At 40.1% G+C, this 22,078-nt stretch carries 24 protein-coding genes, 2 pseudogenes and 1 riboswitch; of the genes and pseudogenes, 7 read left to right on the top strand and 19 right to left on the bottom strand.

All coding sequences use genetic code 11. From position 1 onward, the window contains the following. Window positions 1-20 precede the first annotated feature (20 nt). The 14 genes from ABC255_RS14240 to purT form a co-directional block, all read right to left on the bottom strand. Complete coding sequence (locus ABC255_RS14240) at window positions 21-446, bottom strand: FAS1-like dehydratase domain-containing protein (protein WP_412994410.1); 426 nt, start codon at window positions 444-446, stop codon at window positions 21-23. 14 nt (window positions 447-460) lie between these two features. Next, entirely contained in the window at window positions 461-1,510 is a 1,050-nt protein-coding gene (locus ABC255_RS14235; protein WP_412994409.1) for a phosphotransferase family protein, read from the bottom strand. A gap of 20 nt (window positions 1,511-1,530) precedes the next feature. Further along, on the bottom strand, window positions 1,531-2,301 hold the full coding sequence (locus tag ABC255_RS14230) for an enoyl-CoA hydratase/isomerase family protein (RefSeq protein WP_412994408.1): 771 nt from the start codon (window positions 2,299-2,301) through the stop codon (window positions 1,531-1,533). Next, window positions 2,259-3,041, bottom strand: coding sequence for a 2-phosphosulfolactate phosphatase (locus tag ABC255_RS14225; RefSeq protein WP_412994407.1), 783 nt, complete (start codon window positions 3,039-3,041; stop codon window positions 2,259-2,261). Before ABC255_RS14225 ends, ABC255_RS14230 begins: the two co-directional genes overlap by 43 nt. Window positions 3,042-3,045: 4 nt before the next feature. Next, window positions 3,046-3,579 (bottom strand): TRAP transporter small permease, encoded by a 534-nt coding sequence (locus ABC255_RS14220; RefSeq protein ID WP_412994406.1) that lies wholly within the window; start codon window positions 3,577-3,579, stop codon window positions 3,046-3,048. 17 nt (window positions 3,580-3,596) lie between these two features. Further along, window positions 3,597-4,922, bottom strand: a complete 1,326-nt coding sequence (locus tag ABC255_RS14215) for a TRAP transporter large permease (protein ID WP_412994404.1) — start codon at window positions 4,920-4,922, stop codon at window positions 3,597-3,599. Between the two features lie 162 nt (window positions 4,923-5,084). After that, complete coding sequence (gene dctP / locus ABC255_RS14210) at window positions 5,085-6,215, bottom strand: TRAP transporter substrate-binding protein DctP (protein ID WP_412994403.1); 1,131 nt, start codon at window positions 6,213-6,215, stop codon at window positions 5,085-5,087. A gap of 96 nt (window positions 6,216-6,311) precedes the next feature. Then, window positions 6,312-7,088, bottom strand: coding sequence for an enoyl-CoA hydratase/isomerase family protein (locus tag ABC255_RS14205; protein ID WP_412994401.1), 777 nt, complete (start codon window positions 7,086-7,088; stop codon window positions 6,312-6,314). Beyond that, window positions 7,081-8,079 (bottom strand): NADPH:quinone oxidoreductase family protein, encoded by a 999-nt coding sequence (locus ABC255_RS14200; RefSeq protein WP_412994399.1) that lies wholly within the window; start codon window positions 8,077-8,079, stop codon window positions 7,081-7,083. The genes ABC255_RS14205 and ABC255_RS14200 overlap by 8 nt, the downstream gene beginning before the upstream one ends. 14 nt (window positions 8,080-8,093) lie before the next feature. Beyond that, a complete protein-coding gene (locus ABC255_RS14195; protein WP_412994397.1) occupies window positions 8,094-9,299 on the bottom strand; it encodes an acyl-CoA dehydrogenase family protein in 1,206 nt (401 codons plus the stop codon). After that, entirely contained in the window at window positions 9,271-10,878 is a 1,608-nt protein-coding gene (locus ABC255_RS14190) for a class I adenylate-forming enzyme family protein (RefSeq protein WP_412994395.1), read from the bottom strand. The genes ABC255_RS14195 and ABC255_RS14190 overlap by 29 nt, the downstream gene beginning before the upstream one ends. Before the next feature lie 16 nt (window positions 10,879-10,894). Then, window positions 10,895-11,482 carry a TetR-type transcription factor C-terminal domain-containing protein gene (locus ABC255_RS14185; RefSeq protein WP_412994393.1) on the bottom strand — a complete coding sequence of 196 codons (588 nt, stop codon included), beginning with the start codon at window positions 11,480-11,482 and terminating at the stop codon, window positions 10,895-10,897. Between the two features lie 367 nt (window positions 11,483-11,849). Beyond that, the gene (locus ABC255_RS14180; protein WP_412994391.1) at window positions 11,850-13,121 is read right to left on the bottom strand and encodes an L-lactate MFS transporter; all 1,272 of its coding nucleotides are present in this window, start codon (window positions 13,119-13,121) and stop codon (window positions 11,850-11,852) included. Window positions 13,122-13,175: 54 nt separating this feature from the next. Then, a complete protein-coding gene (purT, locus tag ABC255_RS14175) occupies window positions 13,176-14,315 on the bottom strand; it encodes a formate-dependent phosphoribosylglycinamide formyltransferase (protein WP_412998560.1) in 1,140 nt (379 codons plus the stop codon). A 236-nt stretch (window positions 14,316-14,551) separates the two neighbouring features. Beyond that, window positions 14,552-14,653, top strand: a riboswitch (SAM riboswitch). Window positions 14,654-14,732: 79 nt separating this feature from the next. Here purT and ABC255_RS14170 point away from each other — a divergent pair. Continuing rightward, the gene (locus ABC255_RS14170) at window positions 14,733-15,860 is read left to right on the top strand and encodes a 5-methyltetrahydropteroyltriglutamate--homocysteine S-methyltransferase (protein ID WP_412994389.1); all 1,128 of its coding nucleotides are present in this window, start codon (window positions 14,733-14,735) and stop codon (window positions 15,858-15,860) included. 151 nt (window positions 15,861-16,011) lie between these two features. Here the strand turns inward: ABC255_RS14170 and ABC255_RS14165 are convergent, their stop codons facing one another. From ABC255_RS14165 to ABC255_RS14155, 3 genes are read right to left on the bottom strand one after another with little or no spacing between them, the layout of a single operon-like run. Then, window positions 16,012-16,281, bottom strand: coding sequence for a hypothetical protein (locus ABC255_RS14165; RefSeq protein WP_335537142.1), 270 nt, complete (start codon window positions 16,279-16,281; stop codon window positions 16,012-16,014). Window positions 16,282-16,284: 3 nt separating this feature from the next. After that, window positions 16,285-16,674 (bottom strand): SHOCT-like domain-containing protein, encoded by a 390-nt coding sequence (locus tag ABC255_RS14160; protein WP_412994387.1) that lies wholly within the window; start codon window positions 16,672-16,674, stop codon window positions 16,285-16,287. Next, window positions 16,674-17,045: a DUF2089 domain-containing protein gene (locus ABC255_RS14155; protein ID WP_412994385.1), complete on the bottom strand. Its 372-nt coding sequence runs from the start codon at window positions 17,043-17,045 to the stop codon at window positions 16,674-16,676. The genes ABC255_RS14160 and ABC255_RS14155 overlap by 1 nt, the downstream gene beginning before the upstream one ends. A 270-nt stretch (window positions 17,046-17,315) precedes the next feature. On the opposite strand from ABC255_RS14155, the gene ABC255_RS14150 reads away from it, so the two are divergent. Together ABC255_RS14150 and ABC255_RS14145 are read left to right on the top strand one after the other, a co-directional pair. Next, a complete protein-coding gene (locus ABC255_RS14150; protein ID WP_412994383.1) occupies window positions 17,316-17,459 on the top strand; it encodes a hypothetical protein in 144 nt (47 codons plus the stop codon). Window positions 17,460-17,791: 332 nt separating this feature from the next. Next, window positions 17,792-18,001: a hypothetical protein gene (locus tag ABC255_RS14145; RefSeq protein ID WP_412994382.1), complete on the top strand. Its 210-nt coding sequence runs from the start codon at window positions 17,792-17,794 to the stop codon at window positions 17,999-18,001. A gap of 198 nt (window positions 18,002-18,199) precedes the next feature. Here the strand turns inward: ABC255_RS14145 and ABC255_RS14140 are convergent, their stop codons facing one another. Further along, the gene (locus ABC255_RS14140; protein ID WP_412994380.1) at window positions 18,200-18,961 is read right to left on the bottom strand and encodes an SDR family oxidoreductase; all 762 of its coding nucleotides are present in this window, start codon (window positions 18,959-18,961) and stop codon (window positions 18,200-18,202) included. A gap of 398 nt (window positions 18,962-19,359) precedes the next feature. Between ABC255_RS14140 and ABC255_RS14135 the strand changes: the two are divergent. Further along, a pseudogene (locus ABC255_RS14135) lies at window positions 19,360-19,512 on the top strand (IS1595 family transposase); the annotation flags it as partial. Window positions 19,513-19,659: 147 nt separating this feature from the next. After that, on the top strand, window positions 19,660-19,989 hold the full coding sequence (locus tag ABC255_RS14130; protein ID WP_412994378.1) for a hypothetical protein: 330 nt from the start codon (window positions 19,660-19,662) through the stop codon (window positions 19,987-19,989). A gap of 65 nt (window positions 19,990-20,054) precedes the next feature. On the opposite strand, the gene ABC255_RS14125 is transcribed toward ABC255_RS14130, so the two are convergent. After that, window positions 20,055-20,453, bottom strand: a complete 399-nt coding sequence (locus ABC255_RS14125; RefSeq protein WP_412994376.1) for a MerR family transcriptional regulator — start codon at window positions 20,451-20,453, stop codon at window positions 20,055-20,057. Between the two features lie 312 nt (window positions 20,454-20,765). On the opposite strand from ABC255_RS14125, the pseudogene ABC255_RS14120 reads away from it, so the two are divergent. Both ABC255_RS14120 and ABC255_RS14115 read left to right on the top strand, forming a co-directional pair. After that, window positions 20,766-20,885: pseudogene (locus ABC255_RS14120) on the top strand (alcohol dehydrogenase); the annotation flags it as partial. A 164-nt stretch (window positions 20,886-21,049) separates the two neighbouring features. Further along, entirely contained in the window at window positions 21,050-21,991 is a 942-nt protein-coding gene (locus ABC255_RS14115) for an alpha/beta hydrolase (RefSeq protein WP_412994374.1), read from the top strand. The last annotated feature ends 87 nt before the right edge of the window (window positions 21,992-22,078 follow it).

Raw genomic sequence — 22,078 nt, 5'->3', positions numbered from 1 at the left:
TTCAAGGGCGCAGGTGCATTTTAAGGCATTTTTATCAATGTGGTCATACATATAACTGTTAGTTCATTAAATTGATTACAGTACATGGTCTTCAAATAATAAAAGGTCATGTTTCGCTTTTCCTCGATTCTTTCTACTGTAAGCGTCGCGGAAATAGTGTCACCTGCACAGATTTCCTCGTAGTATTCATACGATTGTTCACCATGGAGCACCTTTTCCGGATGAAGCTGTAACCTATCAAAAAATTGATAAAGATCGTGATCATTTGTGTACTCAATGACCGTTGGAAAAGTTGGAGGTGCCACGACATCACGATAACCCTGTCGCTGTGCTTCCTCTTGGCTATAATAATTCGAATTTTTAAGACCCAGTACCTTAGCAAATGTTTTGATTTTTCCCCGTTCTATCTCGAATGGCTTGTAGTGATGAGTCATCTCCTCTTTCATCTCATCCCTCTTTTTTACAAGATTTTGTTTGTCCGTGTTAAATTCGCCAAGTTAAATAAATTGGCAATCGGGGATTGAAGCTTCGCAAACCGATCGTCGTCTGCTGCACCTTTTTTCCAGCGATAATAAAGCTGTTGTAATATGACAGCAAGCTTGTAAAAGCCGAATGCTACGTAATAGTCAATGTGTGAGATGTCACGACCACTTTCCTTGGCATACTGTTCGGCCATTTCCCTTCTTGAAAAAAAGCCTTTCTGATTGGTCACCAGCGAAATTCCCATGTCTGGATCACTCGCTTCACCCCAGTATGCAAGAACTGCACCAATATCTGTCATCGGATCGCCAATGGTTGCCATTTCCCAGTCAAGTACCCCTTTTACTACACTAGGGTCATGTGGGTCAAGGACGAGGTTGTTAAGTTTAAAGTCATTATGAACAATCGTTGTTTCGACTGTTGCCGGCATTTGCTTTATCAGCCATGCCTCCAGTTCCGTAACTCCAGCAATTTCATGCGTTTTGGACACGCTGTAGCGTTTAATCCAGCTATGAACCTGCCTTTCTAAAAACCCTTCTGGTTTTCCTATATCCATTAAGTTTGCTTTCTTGTAATCTACTTTTTGAAGCTCAATTAAGCTGGTAATGATACTTTTTGATATGGCGGGGCCAACCAACTCTGGAGATCCATACGTGTCAGGAAGAACATCATTAACGACCACCCCTTGCTTTTTTTCCATGAGGTAAAAATGCCGCCCCATAATGGCAGGGTCGTCGCTGTATAAATAGGGTTTGGGGGCGAGGGAATAGACTCCATGAAGTTTGGATAGAATGGTATATTCTCGTTTAATATCATGAGCTTTCGCCGGAATTTCACCAAACGGCGGTCTCCTTAACACCGATTCCCAGTCCCCAAACGACAGTAAATAGGTGTGATTGGAATAGCCTTCAGAAAATTTCTTAACCTTCAAAGCTTCATTCGGAATGCCTGGAGCCGATTCACGGATCAACTTTTCCAATAAACCCCAATTAATATGTTCGTAATCAATATATTGGTTGACAGTTTTCATTATCCTTAATTCCCCCCTGTTTACTTACCGTAATAGGTTGGTATGCGTTTTTCTTTAAAGGCCTTTGCCCCTTCTAGCATGTCTTCTGTCTGACAAAGATCAGCAAAGCATTGTGTTTCAAAGGCTTGACCTTCCTCAAACGAAAGATCTAAACCTTGAGTAATCGCTAGTTTTGCTTTTTTGATGGCTAATGGGCCTTTGCTTGCGATTTGTTCAGCGAGTGCTAGTGCTTCGTTGACAGATTGACCGTTCGGCACCACTGCTTCAATCACTCCCCATTCGTACGCTTCATGTGCAGAAAGGACTGCACCTGTAAAAATCATTTTCTTTGCCCGTCCAGGTCCAATTAATTGTGTTAAGCGCTGTGTCCCGCTGTAGCCTGGCAAAATCGCCAATCCAGTTTCGGGTAAACCTATTTTTGCTTTTTGCTCAGCAATTCTAATATCACAAGCCAGTGCCAGTTCTAGCCCTCCTCCTAATGCAAGACCATTGATGGCACAAACTACCGGAAACGGTGCATAGGCGAGCTTATCAAAAATCTTTTTCCCTTTCTCTACTAATCTCGCACCCTCTCTGGCATCGAGATGAAGAAATTGATTAATATCTGCACCTGCAACAAATGCCTTTTCACCTGCTCCAGTGATGACGAGCACACGGCAGTCCACTTTGGCGATAATTTCGTCAACCATTACGTCTAAATCACTTAAAAGTGCATCAGTCAGCACATTCAAAGGCGGATTTGCAATGGTCAGCAGGTAAACAAATCCTTTTTGTTCGTATGTAACCAACATTCTGACCTCTCCCTTCCTATTTGAGATGTATAAAGTTTCCCATACCTATACACAGGCACGACCTCTACTTTTTCCACATGGTCAATGACCCATTGAGTGCAGCGCTCATAACCAGTTCTTCTTAACAGCCCTGCCGTTTCACTTTCCAGCAGGTTAACAAACTGTTTTAATTTGGCATCAACGAAAGAATCTCTTGCAAGCCTTGCTGCATCGGAAAGCTCAAAGACATTATTCCTCGTGAGGTGATCAATGATTTGTCCAGCCCCGATAAAATCTTCCATGGAGAAGCGTCCAGCATTTCCGGAACAGATAAGGACAATCGACGACCCATCGTCCTGTTGCCTAATATGTTCGGCGACAGTGTGGCCATTGATAAGCGAAGACGCATATAGCGCCTTCGCCTGCTTAGCTTTTTCAATCGCAATCGTTCCATTCGTTGAGCAAATAATGGCTGGTTGTTTTATTTTGGTTGTTTCGATTAACATGGGGTCTGGATAATTAAAATTCTCAATCGATTCTCCCTGCCATTCGCCCATTAACAAATATGGGCTGTTCTGCTTCTTTACGATATCAAGTGCTAATAATGCGTCTTTTACGGCATAGACAGGTTCATAGCCTTTTTCAAGTAAATAGGTAATTGTTGAGGTGGCCAGTAAGACATCAATGACCACCGCTGTACAATTACGAATCATTTCCGAATCGACTAATTCTTTTTGCGTGATCACATGGATTTTTCTCATTTTATTAACTATTTCTTTCTATTTTAAATAGGAAAGAAGGTTCTTTCTCCAGCAGGTTTCTTATCAGAATGAATAGGTTCTCGACAATGATTAATGCAAATCCTACGGGAATTAAAAAGAACAAAGGATATATCGGGTATAATGTTCCTGCCGCCGGAAATGACATTTTTCGTGCCAGACCATCCATGGCATAGTCCCAAGTAAATTGCGTCATTAGTACAAGAATAAAGAGTTCGACTATAATCATTCCAAAAATAAATATTTTTTTGGTTTTATTCTGAAAACGATCCATCAAAAGGTCCATTCTTGGAAGAACGTTAGAGGAATACATATACGCAAGAGCTGGAAACACGAGGACCGGCATAAAGTAATTCTGAACAATTTCAAACCCGCCGTTAATCGTGTCGCCGCCAGTGTTCCGCAAAAATACATCCACGGTAATAAACAACATCATCCCAAACAAACTGATTCCGCTAATCCATACTCCTATGAGTTTAATCCAATTAAAATATTTGTAGACATTTAATACCCCGTTCATCCTCATCATCCTTTCTGTTAAGAATCCATCGAATTTGGCAGGAATGTGGCAAGTTCAGGGAATAGAATCATTAGTCCACAGACCACAACGAGTGCCGCTAGGGCAAACACCATCCCAATACGGAATATCGGTTCTAATCGAATATTACTGACACCTGCTACCGCGTATACACTTAACCCAACCGGAGGAGTCAATAGGCCGATGGTACAGATAACACCGACAAAGACACCAAACCATAATATATCAATCTGCATGGCATTGATAATTGGAAGGAGTACTGGGATCGACATTAGAATGACAGCAGCCCCTTCAATGAACATAAACATGATGAAAAGCACCACAGAAATCACGATAAGTACTAATGCGGGTGTATCCATAATTGGCTCTAGCATCGCAATTAATTTTCTAGGTATCAGAGAAAGCGAGATGAATCGGCCAAAGATTTGAGCTCCAATCATGATAATTAGAACCATACCTGTTAAGCGAAGCGTTTCGATAACAGAGTATTTGATAAAACCAAAATTCACCTTTCCTAACACAAGTGCCGCTAAAAATGCGACAAATGATCCTACTGCACCCGCTTCTGTTGGAGTGAAAAGACCGCTATAAATCCCTACGAAAATGATTGCCATTACTAAAAAGGAAATGAAAATGACGGTTATTAGCTTTGGTACGGAGACATAATGTGCATCTTCGACTGTTGCAGCTACTTCGTCTTGAGCAACGTGCTGCTTTTTTTCCATTTTGTAATAGACCAGCATCACAGCGATAAACACAAGCATACATAGTATTCCTGGGATCACTGAACCAATAAATAAGGAGCCTATAGGAGTTTCAGTAGCTACTCCATAAAGAATTAAGATGATACTCGGCGGAATAACTCCTGAAAGAGAACCTGCTGCTGCCGCTATTGCACCTGCAAGCGGTCCACTATATCCGTGTCTGCGCAGCTCTGGAACGGCGACCTGACCAAGTGATGCGGCAGTAGCAGTACCCGAGCCTGATACTGCCCCAAGCAGTCCGCCAATAATCATGGTTAACACACCCAACGCACCATTTTTCCCTCTGGATACCTTATGTACCAAATAAAAAATGTCTTTTACAATATCAGCTTTCAAAATGAATTGGGCCATCAACACGTACAATGGAATTGTTGTTAGCGTATAACTTGCCACTCGGTTAAACGGCTCGTTTCCAAGAAGTCCAGGTAAAATATCGAAACCTTCTAATAGAATAATCCCAATGATTCCACAGGCAAACAACACGGAATGAATGTACAAACCAGACAGCAGAAAAAGGACTAATAATGTAAGTGTGATGGTAATGACGATGACTGCATCCATACTACTCCCCTACCTTCCAATAATTAAGTGTCCCTCAATTCCAAACTACAGTTCATAAGGGCAATTAGGAGTATTACCTATAAAAAATGATTTTCTTTTGAATAAATGCATGTCAGGGCTAGTCACGAACAACCGTACTGTGACTAGCACCCTTTTCTCGATTTATTTCATATTCTTAACGCCCGCTGGGACGTCTCCGCCTTGTTCGATAATAATGTCACGCCATAAAGTGACTAACTTGTTCCCTGGCTGTCCTTGTTTTTCAAGAAGGCTGGCGTAATCATTCCAGGTGTCCTCAATCCCCTTGTTAATTAAATCTTGAACTCCTTGATCGAGGGTGGAAAATTCAACAAACTTACCACCATCCGCTTCGTTTTGCTTTATCATATCTTCTGAACGCTTAATCCACTCATCTGCTCCTTTTGAGAACAATTCTTCGTTTGCCTGGGTCATAGCCTCCTGTACATTCTTTGGCAGACTATCCCACTTCTCATTGCTCATACCAATAAACGCATTAAAATGTCCGAAGTTTACTCCTGTAATCGTGTATTTGAATAGATCCTGGAAACCATAACCGGACCAGTCAGCTATACTATAGTAACTGCCATCAAATGAGCCTCTGCTGAGTGAATCATACATTTCAACCGCAGGCATCGTAACACTGTTAATGCCAATGATTTCGGAGTATTTTTCATGGATGCGTGAAGGAGTACGAAGAGAAGTACCTTTCACATCTTTGGCAGTCTTAAATTCTTTTCCAGTTGTAGAGATCGAATACTCCTGAGTTGTGGCAACTGGGAAAATTTTAAAATCGCCAAACTGCAATTCAGAAAATGTTTTTCCATCAGCAAGTTCAACATCACTGGTTAACAGTTCTTTCCATGCATTCGAACCGATATGGGCATCAGACTTTGCAAGCGGGAGCATAGTAATCTCAGCCATTGCATATTGATCCGGCTGATAGATGGGAAGTACCAGTCCGACATCTATTGTACCGCTTAAAACGGCATCTCCTTCATCCGGTGTCGAAACAAGTTCGCCTCCAGCGAATGTTTCAAACTCCACTTGACCATTCGTCAACTCTTCTACACGTTCCATCCATGGAATCATATTAGCTGACCACCACGCATGCTGGGAACTTAGACCTGTAGCTGCCCGTAGTTTAATGACTTCACCCGTCTCACCTTTTCCGCCTGTCGATCCACTTTTAGATGTTTCTGACGAACAGGCTGCCAAAATCATGAAAGCGCTTAAAATTAGTGTCAATAAAATCCCTTTTTTCCCTTTTCTCACACGTGTTTCCCCCTCGTTAATAAATGGACATGACTATATCTCTATCAAGGCTAAACGCCTTATTAATAGCCTTTTATGGACGTAACACCAATATTATTAAGAACCTGTAAAACTAGCTTTTCTTTTCTCAAAAAAGGCGGATACACCTTCCTTGTGATCATCTGTTTGAAGTAATATTGCCTGTATCGTATTCTCCTGCATAAGTGCTGTTTCATGGTGAAGAGAAGGGGCTGTATTCACAAGATACTTGACGTACTTGTTTGTTACTGAAGGTCCATTTACAATGAACTCTGCAAAAGTTTCCGCCTCCTTTACGACATCCCCTTCTGCCAAGCGGTTAATCATTTGATATGACAACGCTTCTTCGGCAGTAATAGTTTTTCCCGTGGAAATCCATTCCTTTACCAAAGGTGGTGAAAGCCTTTCTGATAGAAGCTTAATTAATCCCAAATCAGGAATTAAGCCAATATTCGCAAAACTCAAGGCAAATTTAGCTCCCCTTTCAGCAACAATGAAATCACAGGCGAGGGCGAGACTAAAGCCTGCCCCTGCAGCATAACCCTGGACCGCGGCTATTACATACTTATTGAGCTCTAAGATCTGTCGGGTGAGCCCTGAAACAAATTCGACCCACTCAGCAGCCTCTGCTTGATTTTTTAATTTGTTCATAGAATCAATATCTCCACCAGCACAGAAGGATTTGCCGTTGCCTGATAGAATGATTACTTTCACAGCTTGATTGTTTTCAAATCCAAGAAGTGCTTCACGTAATTCTGCTACTAAATCCCTTGATAGAGCATTTAACTTTCTTGGCCGGTTCAAGATAATATGTCCTATACCTTGTTCAACCTTTATTTCAATAAATTCACTCATAAGCGCCCTCCTTTGTCCCAACTACTAATTTCCCCCATGTTTCCCGGCTTCCCAATTGATTTAAGGCTGCTGGTACTTCTTCGAAGGGATAATTGTGATAAATAAGCGGTTTAATTTTTTTTGCTTTGTATAATTCCATCAGCTCGTCATGTGCCACCTTCACCTTTTCTGGAAATAACTTCCTAAAATAGCCAAAGTGAACACCAACGAGTGAGTAATTTTTAATTAAGGCATGATTCATCGGTGCTTCAGGAATAGTCCCTCCTGCAAATCCAATAATTAGGATCCTTCCATCAAATGCGATACATTTGCGTGACAAATGGAACACATTTCCTCCAACTGGGTCAAAGATTACATCTGCCCCATGCCCTGCAGTTTCCTTCTTTACTCGTTGACTAAAGTCTTCTTCTCGGTAATTGATAACAACATCGGCGCCTAGCTGCCTGCACATTTCGAGCTTTTCATCAGATCCAGCGGTTGCAATGACTTTTGCACCAAGGGCTTTTCCAATTTGGATCGCAGCGGAACCAACTCCTCCTGAACCTGCATGAACAAGAAGCGTCTCGAAAGGCTGGAGAAGTGCTTTTGTATGTAACGCATAGTAAGCAGTATGGTAGGTAATATACATCGCAGCAGCTTCCTTGTACGAAAGCTCATCTGGAATCGGAAAAACATCATCTTCTTGTACAACAACAGCTTCGGTATATCCTCCCTTGGGCAGAAGTGGAACTGCCAGAACACGCTGACCGACAGTTAGTGACACGCCCTCTCCAACTTCTACAATCACTCCCGCAACCTCCGCACCAGGGGTAAACGGAAGCGCCGGTTTCTCCTGATATTTTCCTTGGCATTGCAAAATATCAAAGAAATTAAGTGCGAAAGCCTTAACTCGAACAACCACTTCCCCTCTTGCCGGGACCGGCCTTTCAATTTCCCTAATTTCAAGAGCCTCTTGTGGGTCTCCTAACGTTGTCACAAACCAAGATCTCATTGGTGCAGCACCTCCTATAGCTGTTCTTTAATTTCCAATCTGGCAATATCTCTTAAATGGACTTTGTCTGGTCCATCAACAATTCTAAGCGTCCTTGCATTGGCATAATGAGCAGCCAGTGGGTAATCATCGGAGACACCAGCTCCACCAAATACCTCGATGGCGCGATCAATGACCCGAATGGACACTCGTGGCACAGCGACTTTTATCATGGCAATTTCTTTTCTTGCTGCCTTTGCCCCTTCTTGATCGATCTTGTTTGCTGCATGCAGGGTAAGTAATCTTGCCTGCTCGATATCAATACGGCTTTCGGCAATTTGTTCCCTTATCGTCTCTTTATCAATTAGTTTCGAACTAAAAGCCTCACGACTATTAGCACGCTTGATCATTAAATCAAGAGCACGTTCAGCAGCTCCAATCGCACGCATGCAATGATGAATTCTTCCTGGTCCTAAGCGTCCTTGAGCAATTTCAAAACCTCTGCCTTCACCTAATAAAATATTGGATACTGGAACGCGCACATTGTTGTAGTGGACTTCAGCGTGCCCGTTTGGTGCATGGTCATAGCCAAACACCGGCAAATGTCTTTTCACTTCTACTCCAGGCGTATCAAATGGTACAAGGATCATGGACTGCTGTTTGTGCTTCTGGGCATTCGGGTCTGTTTTCCCCATTACAATAGCTACTTTGCAGCGTGGATCTAGTGCCCCTGTTGACCACCACTTTCTTGCGTTTATTACGTACTCATCGCCGTCGCGCACAATACTGCTTTGGATATTGGTCGCGTCCGAAGATGCCACATCCGGTTCAGTCATCGAGAAAACCGAACGAATTTCTCCTTCTAATAGTGGCTCAAGCCACTGCTTCTTTTGCTCTTCGGTCCCGTACTTAATGAGAACTTCCATATTTCCTGTGTCAGGGGCATTGCAGTTAAAGATTTCCGGTGCCAGCAGGGAACGTCCCATTATTTCGCATAGATGCGCATACTCATAGTTTGAAAGTCCACTGCCGTATTCTTCATCCGGAAGGAATAAATTCCATAGTCCTTGCGCTTTCGCTTTCTCCTTCAATTCTTCAATCATAGGGGGAATTTCCCACCGATTTTCTTGACGGTTCAATTCTTCTTCAAAAACCATCTCGTTCCGATAAATATGTTCCTCCATAAATTCAATAAGTTGTGTTCGTAGTTGCTTAGCTTGACTCGACAGCTCTTTTAACATCGTGTTCCCTTCTTTCTTTCAAACTGTTTTTCAGAATTTTTCCAGCAGCATTTCGTGGCAGTTCATCTAGGAATTCGAATAACTCCGGAACCTTGAATTTTGCAAGATAGGTTTGACAATGGCCTTGAATGGCAGGAATATCTACTTCTTTCAGTTGGTCGCTAACGACGAATGCTTTCACACGTTCCCCGTAAATCGGATCAGGTTCACCGATAACTGCTGCTTCGCGAATCGATTCAAGCTTCTTCAGGACATCCTCAACTTCAATGGAAAAAATTTTCTCTCCTCCACGATTAATCATGTCCTTTTTACGATCGAGGATATAATAGTATCCCTCCTCATCCATTGTTCCAATGTCACCGGATTGCCAATAGCCATTAGTGAAGCTCTTAAAATTAGCATCCTCATTTCGCCAATACTCTTGAATGACCATTGGCCCCTTAATGAAAAGTTCGCCAACTTCACCAACATTGCATTCTTCTCCCTCACCTTTCATGATCTTGATATCCGCCACTGGAACCGCCAAGCCAACGGAAGCGACTTTTTCTGGTGGATGAGCTCTTGGCATTAGCGTAGCTGGAGATGATGTTTCAGTTGAGCCATAGGCATTATGTAGTTCAGCATTAGGAAAAGCACTTTGGAGTATTTGGTAGGTTTGTTTGTATATAGGTGATCCGCCATAGGCAACCTTCGTGACAAAATCAAAGGTGTGTTTTTTGAATTCTTCTTCAGTGGACATCATGATGAAAATAGTGGGTACGTTGAACAGGAAGTTGATTCGGTGTTGTAAGGTGAGTTCGATGTATTTCTTATTTTGGTAACGTTCCATGCTGTAGGATGTACCGCCGACATAGACCATGTGCAGGAGCTGACCGACTAAACCAGTAACATGAAACATCGGGACTGCAATCAAGGTTTTCATAGTGGAATTAGTGTTAAATACCGATTGGTAATTCATTAAGCTGTGAATGACTCCAATGTGCGATAATACGGCCCCTTTTGGCCTGCCGGTTGTCCCGGATGTATATAAAATAAAGGCAGGATCAACCTCTTCTAGTGGGGTAAGGTCAGGAGTTGAATTTCTACTATCCATTAAGTGGACAAATGAATCCTCCCCATCTATGAGAAAGATATTTGTCTTCTCTGGGAGAGCATTTTCATTAATCTCTTTTATTTGGCTGAGTTGTGTTGCATATTGGCTATCACTGACAATGACTTTAACTTCAGAATGACTTAAGATATATGCCATTTCATCGGGTGATAATTTAACATTGACTGGGACCATAATCGCTCCAAGTTTAACGCAAGCAAAGACTAGGAGCGGAAAGTGGTAGCGATTACCAATAATGGTGGCAACCCGGTCTCCTTTTTGAATGTTGTATTTTCGTTGAAGGTTGGCAGCTATTATGCTTGAGTATCTTTCTAGCTCTTCATAAGTGAGTGTTCTTTCCTCTGTTACAATCGCCTCCTTTTGTTTGTTGGCAGCGAGCTGCATGTTGAGGATATCGTTGATATTCTTTGGTCGGTTTGCAAAGACTTTAATCGACTGTCTTCCGAATAATTCCACTTCTTGAATCACACGGTGAACCTCCCTCTTATTTTAAAATTTTTAAAATAGATTTTGTGTATTTTTCAATCACTTCTTCTTTCAATAACCGACCATTTGGATTATACCATTGCTGCACCCAGTTCATGGCCCCAAGTATAATCATTCTCTCGATGGAAGGTTCCTCTACACAGAAGTCACCACTTGCGATTCCTCTTTTGATAATTTGGTCGAATAAACTTTCGTATTCCTTTCTCAGCTTTAACACGAGGTCAAGCTGCTCCTCATTATAAAAGCGCTTTGGCTCCATAATGAGATTGAAAACTTCTTTCTCTTCAATTGCGTACAACATGTGGGTAGAGATCATTTCCACAAGAACTTCTGTTGCACTTCCTTCCCCTGTATTCAGAATTTCTCGCAAATCCTCTGTTGCCTGGGAAAGGACAAAGTTATGACATTGGTACATTAAATCACTTTTATTTTTGAAATAATAATAGAGGGACCCTTTTGTCATTAAAAGTTCGGCTGCAATTTCCTCCATGGTTGCACCACTGTAGCCTCTTCTATTCACTATTTCAATGGCTGAAAGAAGAATTTGTTCCTTCTTTCGGAGGATTTTCTTTTCTGAAAGTTTCATAGGATCACCGCTTTGATAGAATTAGAAACCAAAGGAACCGCTTACATTATCTTTTTAAACAAGGTTCGGTTTTTAAACCTTATTTAATTATCTGAATATTTGGTGTTAAGTATAATTTAACAGCACCTTTTTAACTTTGCAAGCATTTTTTTGAATGATGTTTTATTTTTGAACAACGTTTAATTTTTGTATATAAAAAACCGAAGTAGGTGTAACTACTTCAGATGATAGAAACCTCCTGTATTCAAGGATCTTACCTTCATTGGTCTTTGAGACAGGTCGATTTATTAATATTTTGATAAAACATAAAAAGCTGCCGAATTGGCAGCTTTTCGAACATTAATATAACTAGAACTAATTTCGTTTTCTAAAAATTCCCCGCATTTTTCATCATTTGATTTTCACTCATAGCCCTTATTTTCTTAATATCAAGACGGATAAGCAGTGAAACCGTTAGAGCGACAATAAAGATTCCTGAAAAAATAACTAATGTCCCCTGATAGCTTCCGGTTGTTTCTCTAACCCATGATACAAAGATCGGTCCCGCTAGACCAGCTGCTGCCCATGCTGTCAAAATATATCCATGAATAGCCCCAAGCTGCTTAGTTCCAAACAAATCGCCGATATATGCCGGTATGGATGAAAAACCTCCTCCATAACAGGTCATAATCATATAAACGATTATAGAAAATAGAATAGCTACTGTTATATTTGGAAGCATAAAAAAGGCAACAATTTGAAAAGCAAAGAATAGTGTGTAGACATTTGGTCTTCCGATGTAATCAGAGATGGTCGCCCAAACAATCCTTCCTCCGCCGTTAAATAACCCCATTATTCCTACCATTGTTGCAGCCCCAGTTGCGGTCATTCCTACTAGCTCTTGAGCCATCGGCGATGCCACCGAAAGAATCGCAATTCCACAGGTAACATTGATAAATAACATCAACCATAATGCCCAAAACTGTCTTGTTTTGACTGCCTCATTTGCCGTTAACTGACGCAAATCTTCTTTTAATTTCATACCGCCTGATTTTTGTCCTGCCGCTGCCATACCCTTAGGTACCCAACCTTCTTTCGGTGGAGCAAGATATTGTGCAGAACAAAATATGATAATGAAGTATGCCGCTCCAAGTAAATAAAAGGTGTTGGAAATCCCATAATTCACGATTAAATGATTCATAACAGGACTGCTGATTAAGGAAGCAAATCCAAATCCCATAATCGCTAGTCCTGTTGCAAGACCCCTTCTGTCAGGAAACCATTTTACCAGCGTAGAAACCGGTGTAATATATCCAACGCCTAACCCAATTCCAGCGATCATCCCATAAAATAAATAGAGTAATAGCAATGATTCTATTTGAATAGCAAAACCTGCCCCAGCTACTCCAGTCCCAAAAAACACTGCGCTTAGTGTTCCAGCTGCTCGCGGACCAAACTTCTCCACAAAATGCCCTAAAAAAGCTGCAGAAAGTCCTAAGAAAAGAATTGCCAAGCTAAACGTGAAGGAAATTTGCTTTAACCCCCAGCCCATTTCTTGTTGAAGTGGTTTTGTGAAGACACTCCAGGCGTAAACCGAACCAATTGAAATATGTATGCCAACCGCCGATAGCGCGATTAACCAACGATTTTTTGTATGCATTCATCCATCCCTCTTTCCAAATTGTGGTCTTGTTGTCGATAATTCCACGACTAATTATTCATAGGTCACTGTCATTTTAGAAGCTCCCAATTCCGCTCTTTCTCTAGCCTCATCGACAGATTCCCCGTTGCTTAACACTACTGCCATACGTCGTCCCACTTTTGTTTCTGGTTTACCAAATACCCGAACTTGTGTATGAGGGATCGATAAGGTTTCTGCTATTCCAGATATGTGGTAAATCTTACTTTCTTTTGCAGCCTTAATCGTATGACTTGCACCCGATTTTACTAGCTGAACATCTGGAATCGGATATCCTAAAATAGCTCTTACATGTAAGGCGAATTCAGATAGATCCTGCGTAGCCATTGTTACCATCCCCGTATCATGTGGTCGTGGTGAAACTTCACTAAAATAGACACCTTGAGCTGAAAGAAATAATTCCACACCAAAAACTCCGTATCCACCAAGCGCATCCGTGATTTTTTTTGCGATATCCTGCGCCTCTAAGATTTGTTCCTCTGACATAGCATGCGGCTGCCAGGATTCTATATAATCACCATCTTTTTGCACATGCCCAATGGGAGCACAGAACGTTGTACCAGAAACAGAGCGAACGGTTAATAGGGTAATTTCAGAATCAAAATGGATAAATTCCTCCACAATGATTCGGGCTTTGTTACCTCTTCCACCAGAAATCGCCTCATTCCAAGAGCATTCTACATCCTCAATCGAACGGCAAATGGTTTGTCCTTTACCAGAAGAACTCATAATCGGTTTAATGACACAGGGAGTTCCGATTTTCTCTACGGCTTTCCTTAGTTCATAAAGGGTGTCTGCAAATGCGTACTTCGCTGTTTGAAGCCCTAGTTCTTCACTAGCCAATCGGCGAATTCCTTCCCTATCCATGGTGAGGTTCACGGCTTTAGCTGTCGGTACGATACGAAAACCTTCGTTTTCAAGTTCCACTAGTGTTTCTGTTGCAATCGCCTCGATTTCGGGAACCACCAAATCTGGTTTCTCTCTTTCTATTACTCTACGAAGTTCTTCTCCGTCAAGCATGTCCACCACATAAGAACGGTGTGCCACCTGCATAGCAGGAGCATTTTCATAACGGTCAACTGCAATCGTCTCCAGTCCAAGACGCTGAGCCTCAATGATCGTCTCTTTTCCAAGTTCGCCTGAACCAAGTAACATTACCTTTTTCGCATGTGTATCAAACACCTACTACAACCCCTTATTGTTTGTCTTTTGATTATAATATCTCATATTTTTATCGATTTCAAGCAAATGTTTTCACCAAAACACGAACGTTTAATTTTTAAAATTTAATATTGTTCGCTTTTATGAAAGTAAGCGGTATCGTAGGTTTTATTGGTTGACAGATTATCTGAATACGTGTAACTTAACAGGTAATTAAATAAGCAAGAATACTCTTATCAAGAGAGGTTGAGGGACTGGCCCTATGAAGCCTCGGCAGCAGACTAATTAATAGTACTGTGCCAATTCCAGTAGTGAATGCTTGAAGATAAGAAGAGATTGGTTATGGACTTCCCCCTCTTCTTTTTTTTAAGAAGAGGGTTTTTTTATAATATTGAAAGAAGGTAATAATAGATGACAAAAACACTAGTTAAAGCTCCTTTTAAAGCAGATCATGTAGGGAGTTTCCTTAGAACAGAACCGATTAAAGCAGCAAGAAAGGCTTTTGCAAACGGGGAGATTGATAAAGCAGACCTAAAGGATGTAGAGGATAAAGAAATCGCGAAACTAGTACAAAAACAAATCGAGGTAGGTCTTAAGTCCATTACGGATGGTGAGTTTCGACGTTCTTGGTGGCACTTGGACTTTTTAGCCGGGCTTCAAGGTGTAGAATTCTTTGAAAGCCAATATGTTAGTGCCTTCAAAGGTGCCAAAACAAGAAATAATGCCATTAAAGTCGTTGGTAAGGTCGACTTCGATCACCATTATATGATACAACACTTTCAATTTTTAAAAGAAGCGGTTGAAGAATATGGGGATGGCAGCCAAGTGGCGAAGTTCTCTATTCCTAGCCCAAATATGCTTTTTACTAGAATTCAAGGTGATGAGTATTATAACGGCAATAAAGAGGAGTTTTATAACGATACTGTTGCTGCTTACAGAAAGGCAATTCAAGCATTCTATGATGCAGGCTGTCGTTACTTACAATTAGATGATACCTCTTGGATTGATTTTGTCTCGGAAGAACGTATTACAGCTGTGGTAGAAAAAGAAGGCAAAAACGTACAGGATGTCATCAAAACTAGAGTCGCGTGTATTAATGACGTTATTGCAGACAAGCCGGATGATTTGTTAATTACAATGCACATTTGCCGCGGAAATTTTAAATCTACTTATATTACAAGCGGAGGATATGACCATATTTCAGATGCTATTTTCGCTGAATTAAATGTAGATGGCCTATTCTTAGAATACGATGATCAACGTTCTGGTGATTTTGAACCATTAAAAAGCTTTAACCGCCCTGACTTGACTGTTGTTCTGGGATTAATCACCTCAAAATTGCCGGAACTTGAAAATGTTGACACCATTAAAGCACGGATTAATGAAGCAAGCCAGTCTATACCTTTAGAAAACTTAGCTTTAAGTCCGCAATGTGGCTTTGCAAGTACAGAAGAAGGAAATATTTTAACAGAGGAAGATCAATGGAATAAGATCAAGCACGTTATAAACATAGCGAAAAGTGTTTGGGGTTCTCTCTAAATATATTGAATAAATAGTATATCCTTCAGATGTTTTTAAAATGTAAAAAAACCGGAAATATGCAAGAAATGAATAAACTCTTTCATATTTTCGGTTTATTCATTATAAAAATAAAAGCATCCTGTAGTGGAAAATGGGTTTAAAGTTTTCATTAAAGCTTTACTTCTACCTCAGTTCCATCCTTCAATTTCGTTTCAACCAGGATAACTCCACTGTGTTTTTGTAATCCCTGCAGCAACGGCTTCAAATCTTTTCTTTCAATCTCAGGGAAGATGAATTTGCTGCCATCCTTTTCAATCGCTTTGTTTATTAAGCGATTTATCTTTTTTGATGTAATAATTAAACTGACCAAATTTAACACTCCATAGGGAACGGGAATGGAGAATCGTTTATCTTTTACCTTCAACTTAACTTTTAACATAATCTACTCAATTACCACAAAAACTTTATCCCCATTGGCCGAAGTGATGTTAACAATCTCTCCGTCCAATTCGTTTTCAATTGCTTCGATGAGCAGGTCAACGTTAATATCTTTTACATATTTTTCAGCCTCAGGTATTTTTTCAGCAATATTGGTGCCTACTTTTAAAACAGCCTTTACCAGATTAATCGGTAAATTCACATTTACATTATCACCTTCTTGGGAGGTCACACGAACCTTTAGCATTTTATTTCCATACGGGGCTTCTTTCTTTATTGTCACTAGCTCTGGTTGATTTTTACCTTGTAAGATTGTAATTAATTCACTTGCTTTTTCCTTATCAATCTTACCTTCTTCTACCAGCGTTAAGACTCTCGAAATTTCGTCCTTCATTATACTTCCCCCTCTTTTAATAACTGAATAGCTTCCTCTGCCGTAATTTCGCCTTTTTCCAATAAAGATACAATTTTTTTCTTATCGACTTCCGGTTTCTTTTGAGAGGAATATCCCAGAGCAGAGATAATTTCATCTAATTTCCCTCTGACTGTCGGATAGGAAATCCCGAGCTCCTTCTCGACCTCTTTGATATTTCCACGGCATTTAAGAAAAATCTCAATAAAATGCAGCTGTTCCTGACCTAGGGCCGCCAAGCTTGATACTTCAAATTCATTTTCTACCGTTGTCTGGCAATGGTTACACTGTAGCTTAGTGATTTTAAGCGCTTTCCTGCAGACAGGACATGTTGTAAGTAAAGGATACGCCATAATGTTCTCCTTTCTTTTTATTTAAACATATCATACACCATATCTTTTTGTTTTCAAACAAAAACTTAAAATTATTTATGAAATTATAGATTTTAATTCAATAAATTAACTTCAACATTAAATAAATTGATTCATTAGACATTTAATTTAAAGTAAAAAACAGACTCACGTCGAGTCTGTTTTTTGCACTTATAGCAGATATTTAATTTGCTTCCACCTTTTTTATTTTTATGGTAAAAGTTGGACATATTATTGGTAGGAGGTGATAATGTGGCTGACAATAAGAAAACTTCCAAACCCATTGAAAGAAACAGTAACTTAGATAATTATAACAACAATCGACATAATGATAATGCTAAGGCAGCAGCGGCAAATGAAACAGGAACCCCAAGAATTAGTACAGATAATCTTTAACAGTGGGTTATTAGTATACCAAAAGTTATTAATTATTTTATTTCCACATCCTAAATTAGATTGGTTCATTAATAAAGAGCTACCCCCACAGGTAGCTCCTTTAGTCATTATAGTTCGTTTTGTTCAACAATCTGCCAGCTTCGTGACTTCATAAGAAAAAAGCGATCCTTCGTTATTGAAGCACCGCCCCCAAAATTGTATGATGATAATCCTCAAATATTAGGTTGTGAATTTTCAGCCTCTAATCTTTCATTATTTCCTTTGATACATTTGATGCCATTGCTGCCAGGAACCATGAGGATGCTGCTGATGCCATTGGTGCCAAGGGATGAATGGCATATGTGGATGGTGCTGTGGATGGTGCTGGTGCTGCCACTGTTGCCAAGTACCATGTGGATGGTGCTGATGCCACTGCTGCCAAGAGCCGTGCGGAAACTGTTGCTGATGATGATGTTGCTGTTGTTGATGATGCTGTTGCTGCTGCCAAGTACCATGCGGATGTTGCTGGTGCCATTGCGGCCAGGATTGACCAAAATGCATAAAATTCACCTGCCTTTAAATGAGTCTTAATAGCTTATGCACTACAGGGTGTTGAAGTTTGTACATATGCAAAATTTAGACTCGGCTTGGGTGAGAAAAGCAGTCCCATGACACTTTTCTAGGCATCATACTTGGATACAGTTATTAAAATAGAATGGTTTATCAATAAAGAGCTACCCCCTGGGTAGCTCCTTTAGTCGTTATAGAATTGTGTTTTTCATATTGTTGTACATCGTCTTTACTGTCTCATCAATTTCATCTCTGGACATCCTCATCGCTTTTTCAGCACGTCCGTATCCGATTTCGATTTTTCCTGCTTCAAGGCCTTTAAATACCGCATCGGCAAATTCATCTACAGGGGCGCCAAAGGTATGCAGGCCAATTCCGCCTAAATCGGTATTAACTGCCGGCGGCGCAACTTCGATCACCTCAATGGACGTATCTTCAAGCTGATGCCGTAAGCTCATCGTAAATGAATGAACCGCCGCTTTCGTTGCTGAATAAATCGGCGCAATCGCCATTGGGGTAAAAGCTAAACCGGATGATACATTAAGGATAGCACCATAATCTTTATTGGCAAAGTACGGCGCAAATAGCATGGCAAAATGAAATGGCGCCTCAATGTTAGAAGCTATTTCTTGACTGTAATAGCTCCACTCTTCCTTCGCGTTCGTTTTAAGAACATGGTAGCGCTGCTGTATGCCTGCGTTGTTTATCAGTACGTTAACATCGGGGTGCTCGCTCGTTATCCAGTCGAACAAAGCAATCCGATCAGATTCTTTGGTGACATCACAAACGCGTGTAATCAGTTCAGGATATTTTTCCTTTGCTTCCTGGAGCTTTACTTCGCGTCTGCCGCAGACAATGACTTTATTGCCTGCTTTTATGAATCTCTCTGCAAACGCAAACCCGATTCCTGCCGCACCGCCCGTAATCAGTACTGTATTCCCTGATAGTTTCATCATATCCCTCTTTCGTAGAACGTTAGGTAATTCCTCATAACTATTTAACCTTTTATTGTTAGTTGTACACTCGTTGCGCTTGTTAAAGTAGTTAACTTATATCTACGCCACATTAAGTATAATAATCATTTATCTCTTCTATTATGAACAGAGTTTCTTTTTATTCTATAAGCCACTTATAGATTTCTACTGTTGTTTTTTCTATATTACTTTGTCCATTTAAATAATATAATGGTGTTTTTATTTGACTCAATTCTTTCATGATTTTTTCATAAGGCTCTGTTAAAGTCTGTTGTTGATAATTTGATTCAGGAACTTACGTTCTATAACAGGGTTACCTATATAAAAGTTGGTGATGAACGTGAGAGCAACTGATATTCTTAAAGCCATTCAAAAACTATCTGAATAATTACCTTGTTTGGTTTCAGGTGTTAGAATCCATTCAACATCAAAGGAATCCTATTACTAAGAATGACTTGATGATTAAAGGGAATTTAATACAAAATATGGAAACATATGATACAATTAGGTTATCTAGATTCACGATATAAACGTTACTGCTTGTTCAACTAACGAAGCAGGTTAGTTTAATAAGGATACTTCCAGTCTTTGGGTAGACTACATTGTATTGGAGGGAAGTTATGTCTCCGAGCAAGTTTTTAAGGTGGATATTATGAAAGTTATGCACTGATCTTTTAATGAAAATGAGTTTATTTAATGTAATTCTGTCGGGCAGAGCTACAGTGCAAAACATAGCATCATATGAATCCGTGGCAACCCTCACTGGCGGCGAAACTCGGCTGGGATTAAAGCTCGTCAATGAGACCCGAATGATGAGGAACTCCTATTATTTACTTTGCTCCCTTTGGTTTCCCCGCAAAGATCAATCAAATGCTTTAAATGTTCTAATCCCCACTCATGCATTGACACCAATAATGGCATTAAACCTTTGCCGAGTTGGATATGTACAATTGGTCCAGGCTTCACAAGTGTCGGTGGACAAGAACTTGGTACTATTGCCGATTTGATAAGATCTAATAACAACATTATATCTGCTTGATTGTTTGAAAGTCGTCCATTAAGTAACTGAAACCTATTCCTTGTCTCTTTTATGGATATCTTCCGTTCCAGCATCCAATGCAGATTTGTAATATGAGCATTTATAATCAATGACTTCCAATGTTCTTTTAAGTTCTTCCATCTGAGCTTCTACAGCAGCCTTCCGCTCGAGGAACATCTCATATCTTTGCTGCAGAGTAGAGTCTCCCTCGGAACACCACTCTATGAAATTTTTAATTTTTTTGATCGGCATCCCGGATGATTTTAGGCACTCAATGATTTCGATCGCACCCATATCTGACTCTTTAAATAATCGTATTCCACTAGGTGTTCTTTCGACAAAAGGCAACAAACCTTCCTTATCGTAGTAACGCAGAGTGTGTGATGTAAGATTAAAGTGTTTCGCAACTTCGCTTATGGAATATTTCTTCATTACGTATCCCCATTCTTTAGTTCAATACTTAAAGTTAACTCTAACATATAGTTTACCACAGCAGGAGCGGATTGCCAGGATTGACTTATAAGAGCAAACTGAAAGACACCTGGGCGACAGATGATGTGATGATTATAAAGATAGCAGTTTAAGTAGGTAAACTACATGTTATAGAGGACAAAAAAAAGTAAAAAAAAATAAACCGACCGCTTGACTTAGAGTTAACTCTAAGGATTATCCTATGAAATGTGATTCCTTTACTACAAAAAATAGAAGAAGAGAGGTTGTTAAAAAAATGTCACAAATAGAGATATGATTACTGCTAATGCGCGTGCTTTATTCAATCAAGAAGGTCCGTTCAAACTGACCGAGATCAAACGGAGAGAACTTCAGCCGCATGATGTTCTCATTCAAATTAAATATTCCGGTATATTTGCATGAATTTGTTGAATAGCCGACAAATCCAATGAAATCAACGATTTATGTCTATAAGAAATGATTTATTGTTTATCTATAATTATAAACGACAATAATTATAAACGACACCAGTTGACTAATCAATTGGTGCTCTCAAAATTAGAAAGGGTGCTTTAAAAATGTCACATTATATTTTTAAGTTAAGCGAGAAAGTAACAAGGGAATCAGTTTCATATAAGAATAGATACGGAATTAAAGTTTCGGCAGATCTTTATTTGCCAAAGGATTTGGACGATTCAAAGAAATATCCAGCCGTTATTATCGGCGGACCCTATGGTGGGGTAAAAGAACAAGGTTCTGGTATTTATGCACAAAATTTGGCGGAACGTGGATTTGTAGCTCTTGCATTTGACCCAGCATACAACGGAGAAAGCAGCGGAGAACCTCGTCACGTTTCTTCACCTGATTCATTTGTAGAAGATTTCAGTGCAGCCGTTGATTATGTAGGTACTCGTTCATATGTCGATAGAAATAAAATTGGTGCAATCGGCATCTGTGGCAGTGGCGGATTTGTTCTTTCTGCTGCGAAGGTTGATCCTCGCATCAAGGCGGTCGCCACCGCAAACATGTACGAAATAAGTCGCTATGTACGAAACGGATGGCAAGATAGTATGACCAATGAACAACGTAAGGAATTCCTTAAACACCTTGGCGAGCAACGCTGGAAGGATTTTGAAAATGGGACTCCTCAGTTGGGTCCAACATTCCCTGACGAAATCCCAGAAGGATTAGACCCTATTACAAGTGAAATTTATGAATTTTATCTAACACCTCGTGGACAGCATCCCAATTCAATAGGTGCATTCACACTTACAAGTAATATGTCTTTTATTAACTTCCCTTTACTTACTGATCTCGAATCCATTTCACCAAGACCGATTTTGTTTGTCATGGGTGAAAATGCACATTCACGTTATTTTACTGAAGATGCTTTTAAGATGGCTGCTGAACCAAAGGAATTGGTTGTTGTCAAAGATGCAAGACATATCGATTTGTACGACAGAACAGACCTCATCCCATTTGAAAAATTAGAATCATTCTTTATCGAGAATTTAAAGTAGAATCTTTTTTAAACTGCCCCATTTACATTTTTGGGGCAGTATTTCTTCATTTTAAAGAATGGTTGATGGTGGGCTATGGTTGAAGTA

The organism is Neobacillus canaveralius, assembly GCF_047237705.1.
GTDB classification, from domain to species: Bacteria; Bacillota; Bacilli; order Bacillales; family Cytobacillaceae; genus Neobacillus; species Neobacillus niacini_K.
This window is presented reverse-complemented; position numbering and strand designations above follow the sequence as displayed.

What these genes read in the sequence shown, in the direction of transcription:
- ABC255_RS14240 (WP_412994410.1), bottom strand. Translation starts at nt 446, where the DNA reads ATGAAAGAGGAGATGACTCATCACTACAAGCCATTCGAGATAGAACGG.
- ABC255_RS14235 (WP_412994409.1), bottom strand. Translation starts at nt 1,510, where the DNA reads ATGAAAACTGTCAACCAATATATTGATTACGAACATATTAATTGGGGT.
- ABC255_RS14230 (WP_412994408.1), bottom strand. Translation starts at nt 2,301, where the DNA reads ATGTTGGTTACATACGAACAAAAAGGATTTGTTTACCTGCTGACCATT.
- ABC255_RS14225 (WP_412994407.1), bottom strand. Translation starts at nt 3,041, where the DNA reads ATGAGAAAAATCCATGTGATCACGCAAAAAGAATTAGTCGATTCGGAA.
- ABC255_RS14220 (WP_412994406.1), bottom strand. Translation starts at nt 3,579, where the DNA reads ATGAACGGGGTATTAAATGTCTACAAATATTTTAATTGGATTAAACTC.
- ABC255_RS14215 (WP_412994404.1), bottom strand. Translation starts at nt 4,922, where the DNA reads ATGGATGCAGTCATCGTCATTACCATCACACTTACATTATTAGTCCTT.
- ABC255_RS14205 (WP_412994401.1), bottom strand. Translation starts at nt 7,088, where the DNA reads ATGAGTGAATTTATTGAAATAAAGGTTGAACAAGGTATAGGACATATT.
- ABC255_RS14200 (WP_412994399.1), bottom strand. Translation starts at nt 8,079, where the DNA reads ATGAGATCTTGGTTTGTGACAACGTTAGGAGACCCACAAGAGGCTCTT.
- ABC255_RS14195 (WP_412994397.1), bottom strand. Translation starts at nt 9,299, where the DNA reads ATGTTAAAAGAGCTGTCGAGTCAAGCTAAGCAACTACGAACACAACTT.
- ABC255_RS14185 (WP_412994393.1), bottom strand. Translation starts at nt 11,482, where the DNA reads ATGAAACTTTCAGAAAAGAAAATCCTCCGAAAGAAGGAACAAATTCTT.
- ABC255_RS14180 (WP_412994391.1), bottom strand. Translation starts at nt 13,121, where the DNA reads ATGCATACAAAAAATCGTTGGTTAATCGCGCTATCGGCGGTTGGCATA.
- purT (WP_412998560.1), bottom strand. Translation starts at nt 14,315, where the DNA reads ATGTTACTTGGTTCAGGCGAACTTGGAAAAGAGACGATCATTGAGGCT.
- ABC255_RS14170 (WP_412994389.1), top strand. Translation starts at nt 14,733, where the DNA reads ATGACAAAAACACTAGTTAAAGCTCCTTTTAAAGCAGATCATGTAGGG.
- ABC255_RS14165 (WP_335537142.1), bottom strand. Translation starts at nt 16,281, where the DNA reads ATGTTAAAAGTTAAGTTGAAGGTAAAAGATAAACGATTCTCCATTCCC.
- ABC255_RS14160 (WP_412994387.1), bottom strand. Translation starts at nt 16,674, where the DNA reads ATGAAGGACGAAATTTCGAGAGTCTTAACGCTGGTAGAAGAAGGTAAG.
- ABC255_RS14155 (WP_412994385.1), bottom strand. Translation starts at nt 17,045, where the DNA reads ATGGCGTATCCTTTACTTACAACATGTCCTGTCTGCAGGAAAGCGCTT.
- ABC255_RS14145 (WP_412994382.1), top strand. Translation starts at nt 17,792, where the DNA reads ATGGCATATGTGGATGGTGCTGTGGATGGTGCTGGTGCTGCCACTGTT.
- ABC255_RS14140 (WP_412994380.1), bottom strand. Translation starts at nt 18,961, where the DNA reads ATGAAACTATCAGGGAATACAGTACTGATTACGGGCGGTGCGGCAGGA.
- ABC255_RS14130 (WP_412994378.1), top strand. Translation starts at nt 19,660, where the DNA reads ATGAAAATGAGTTTATTTAATGTAATTCTGTCGGGCAGAGCTACAGTG.
- ABC255_RS14125 (WP_412994376.1), bottom strand. Translation starts at nt 20,453, where the DNA reads ATGAAGAAATATTCCATAAGCGAAGTTGCGAAACACTTTAATCTTACA.
- ABC255_RS14115 (WP_412994374.1), top strand. Translation starts at nt 21,050, where the DNA reads ATGTCACATTATATTTTTAAGTTAAGCGAGAAAGTAACAAGGGAATCA.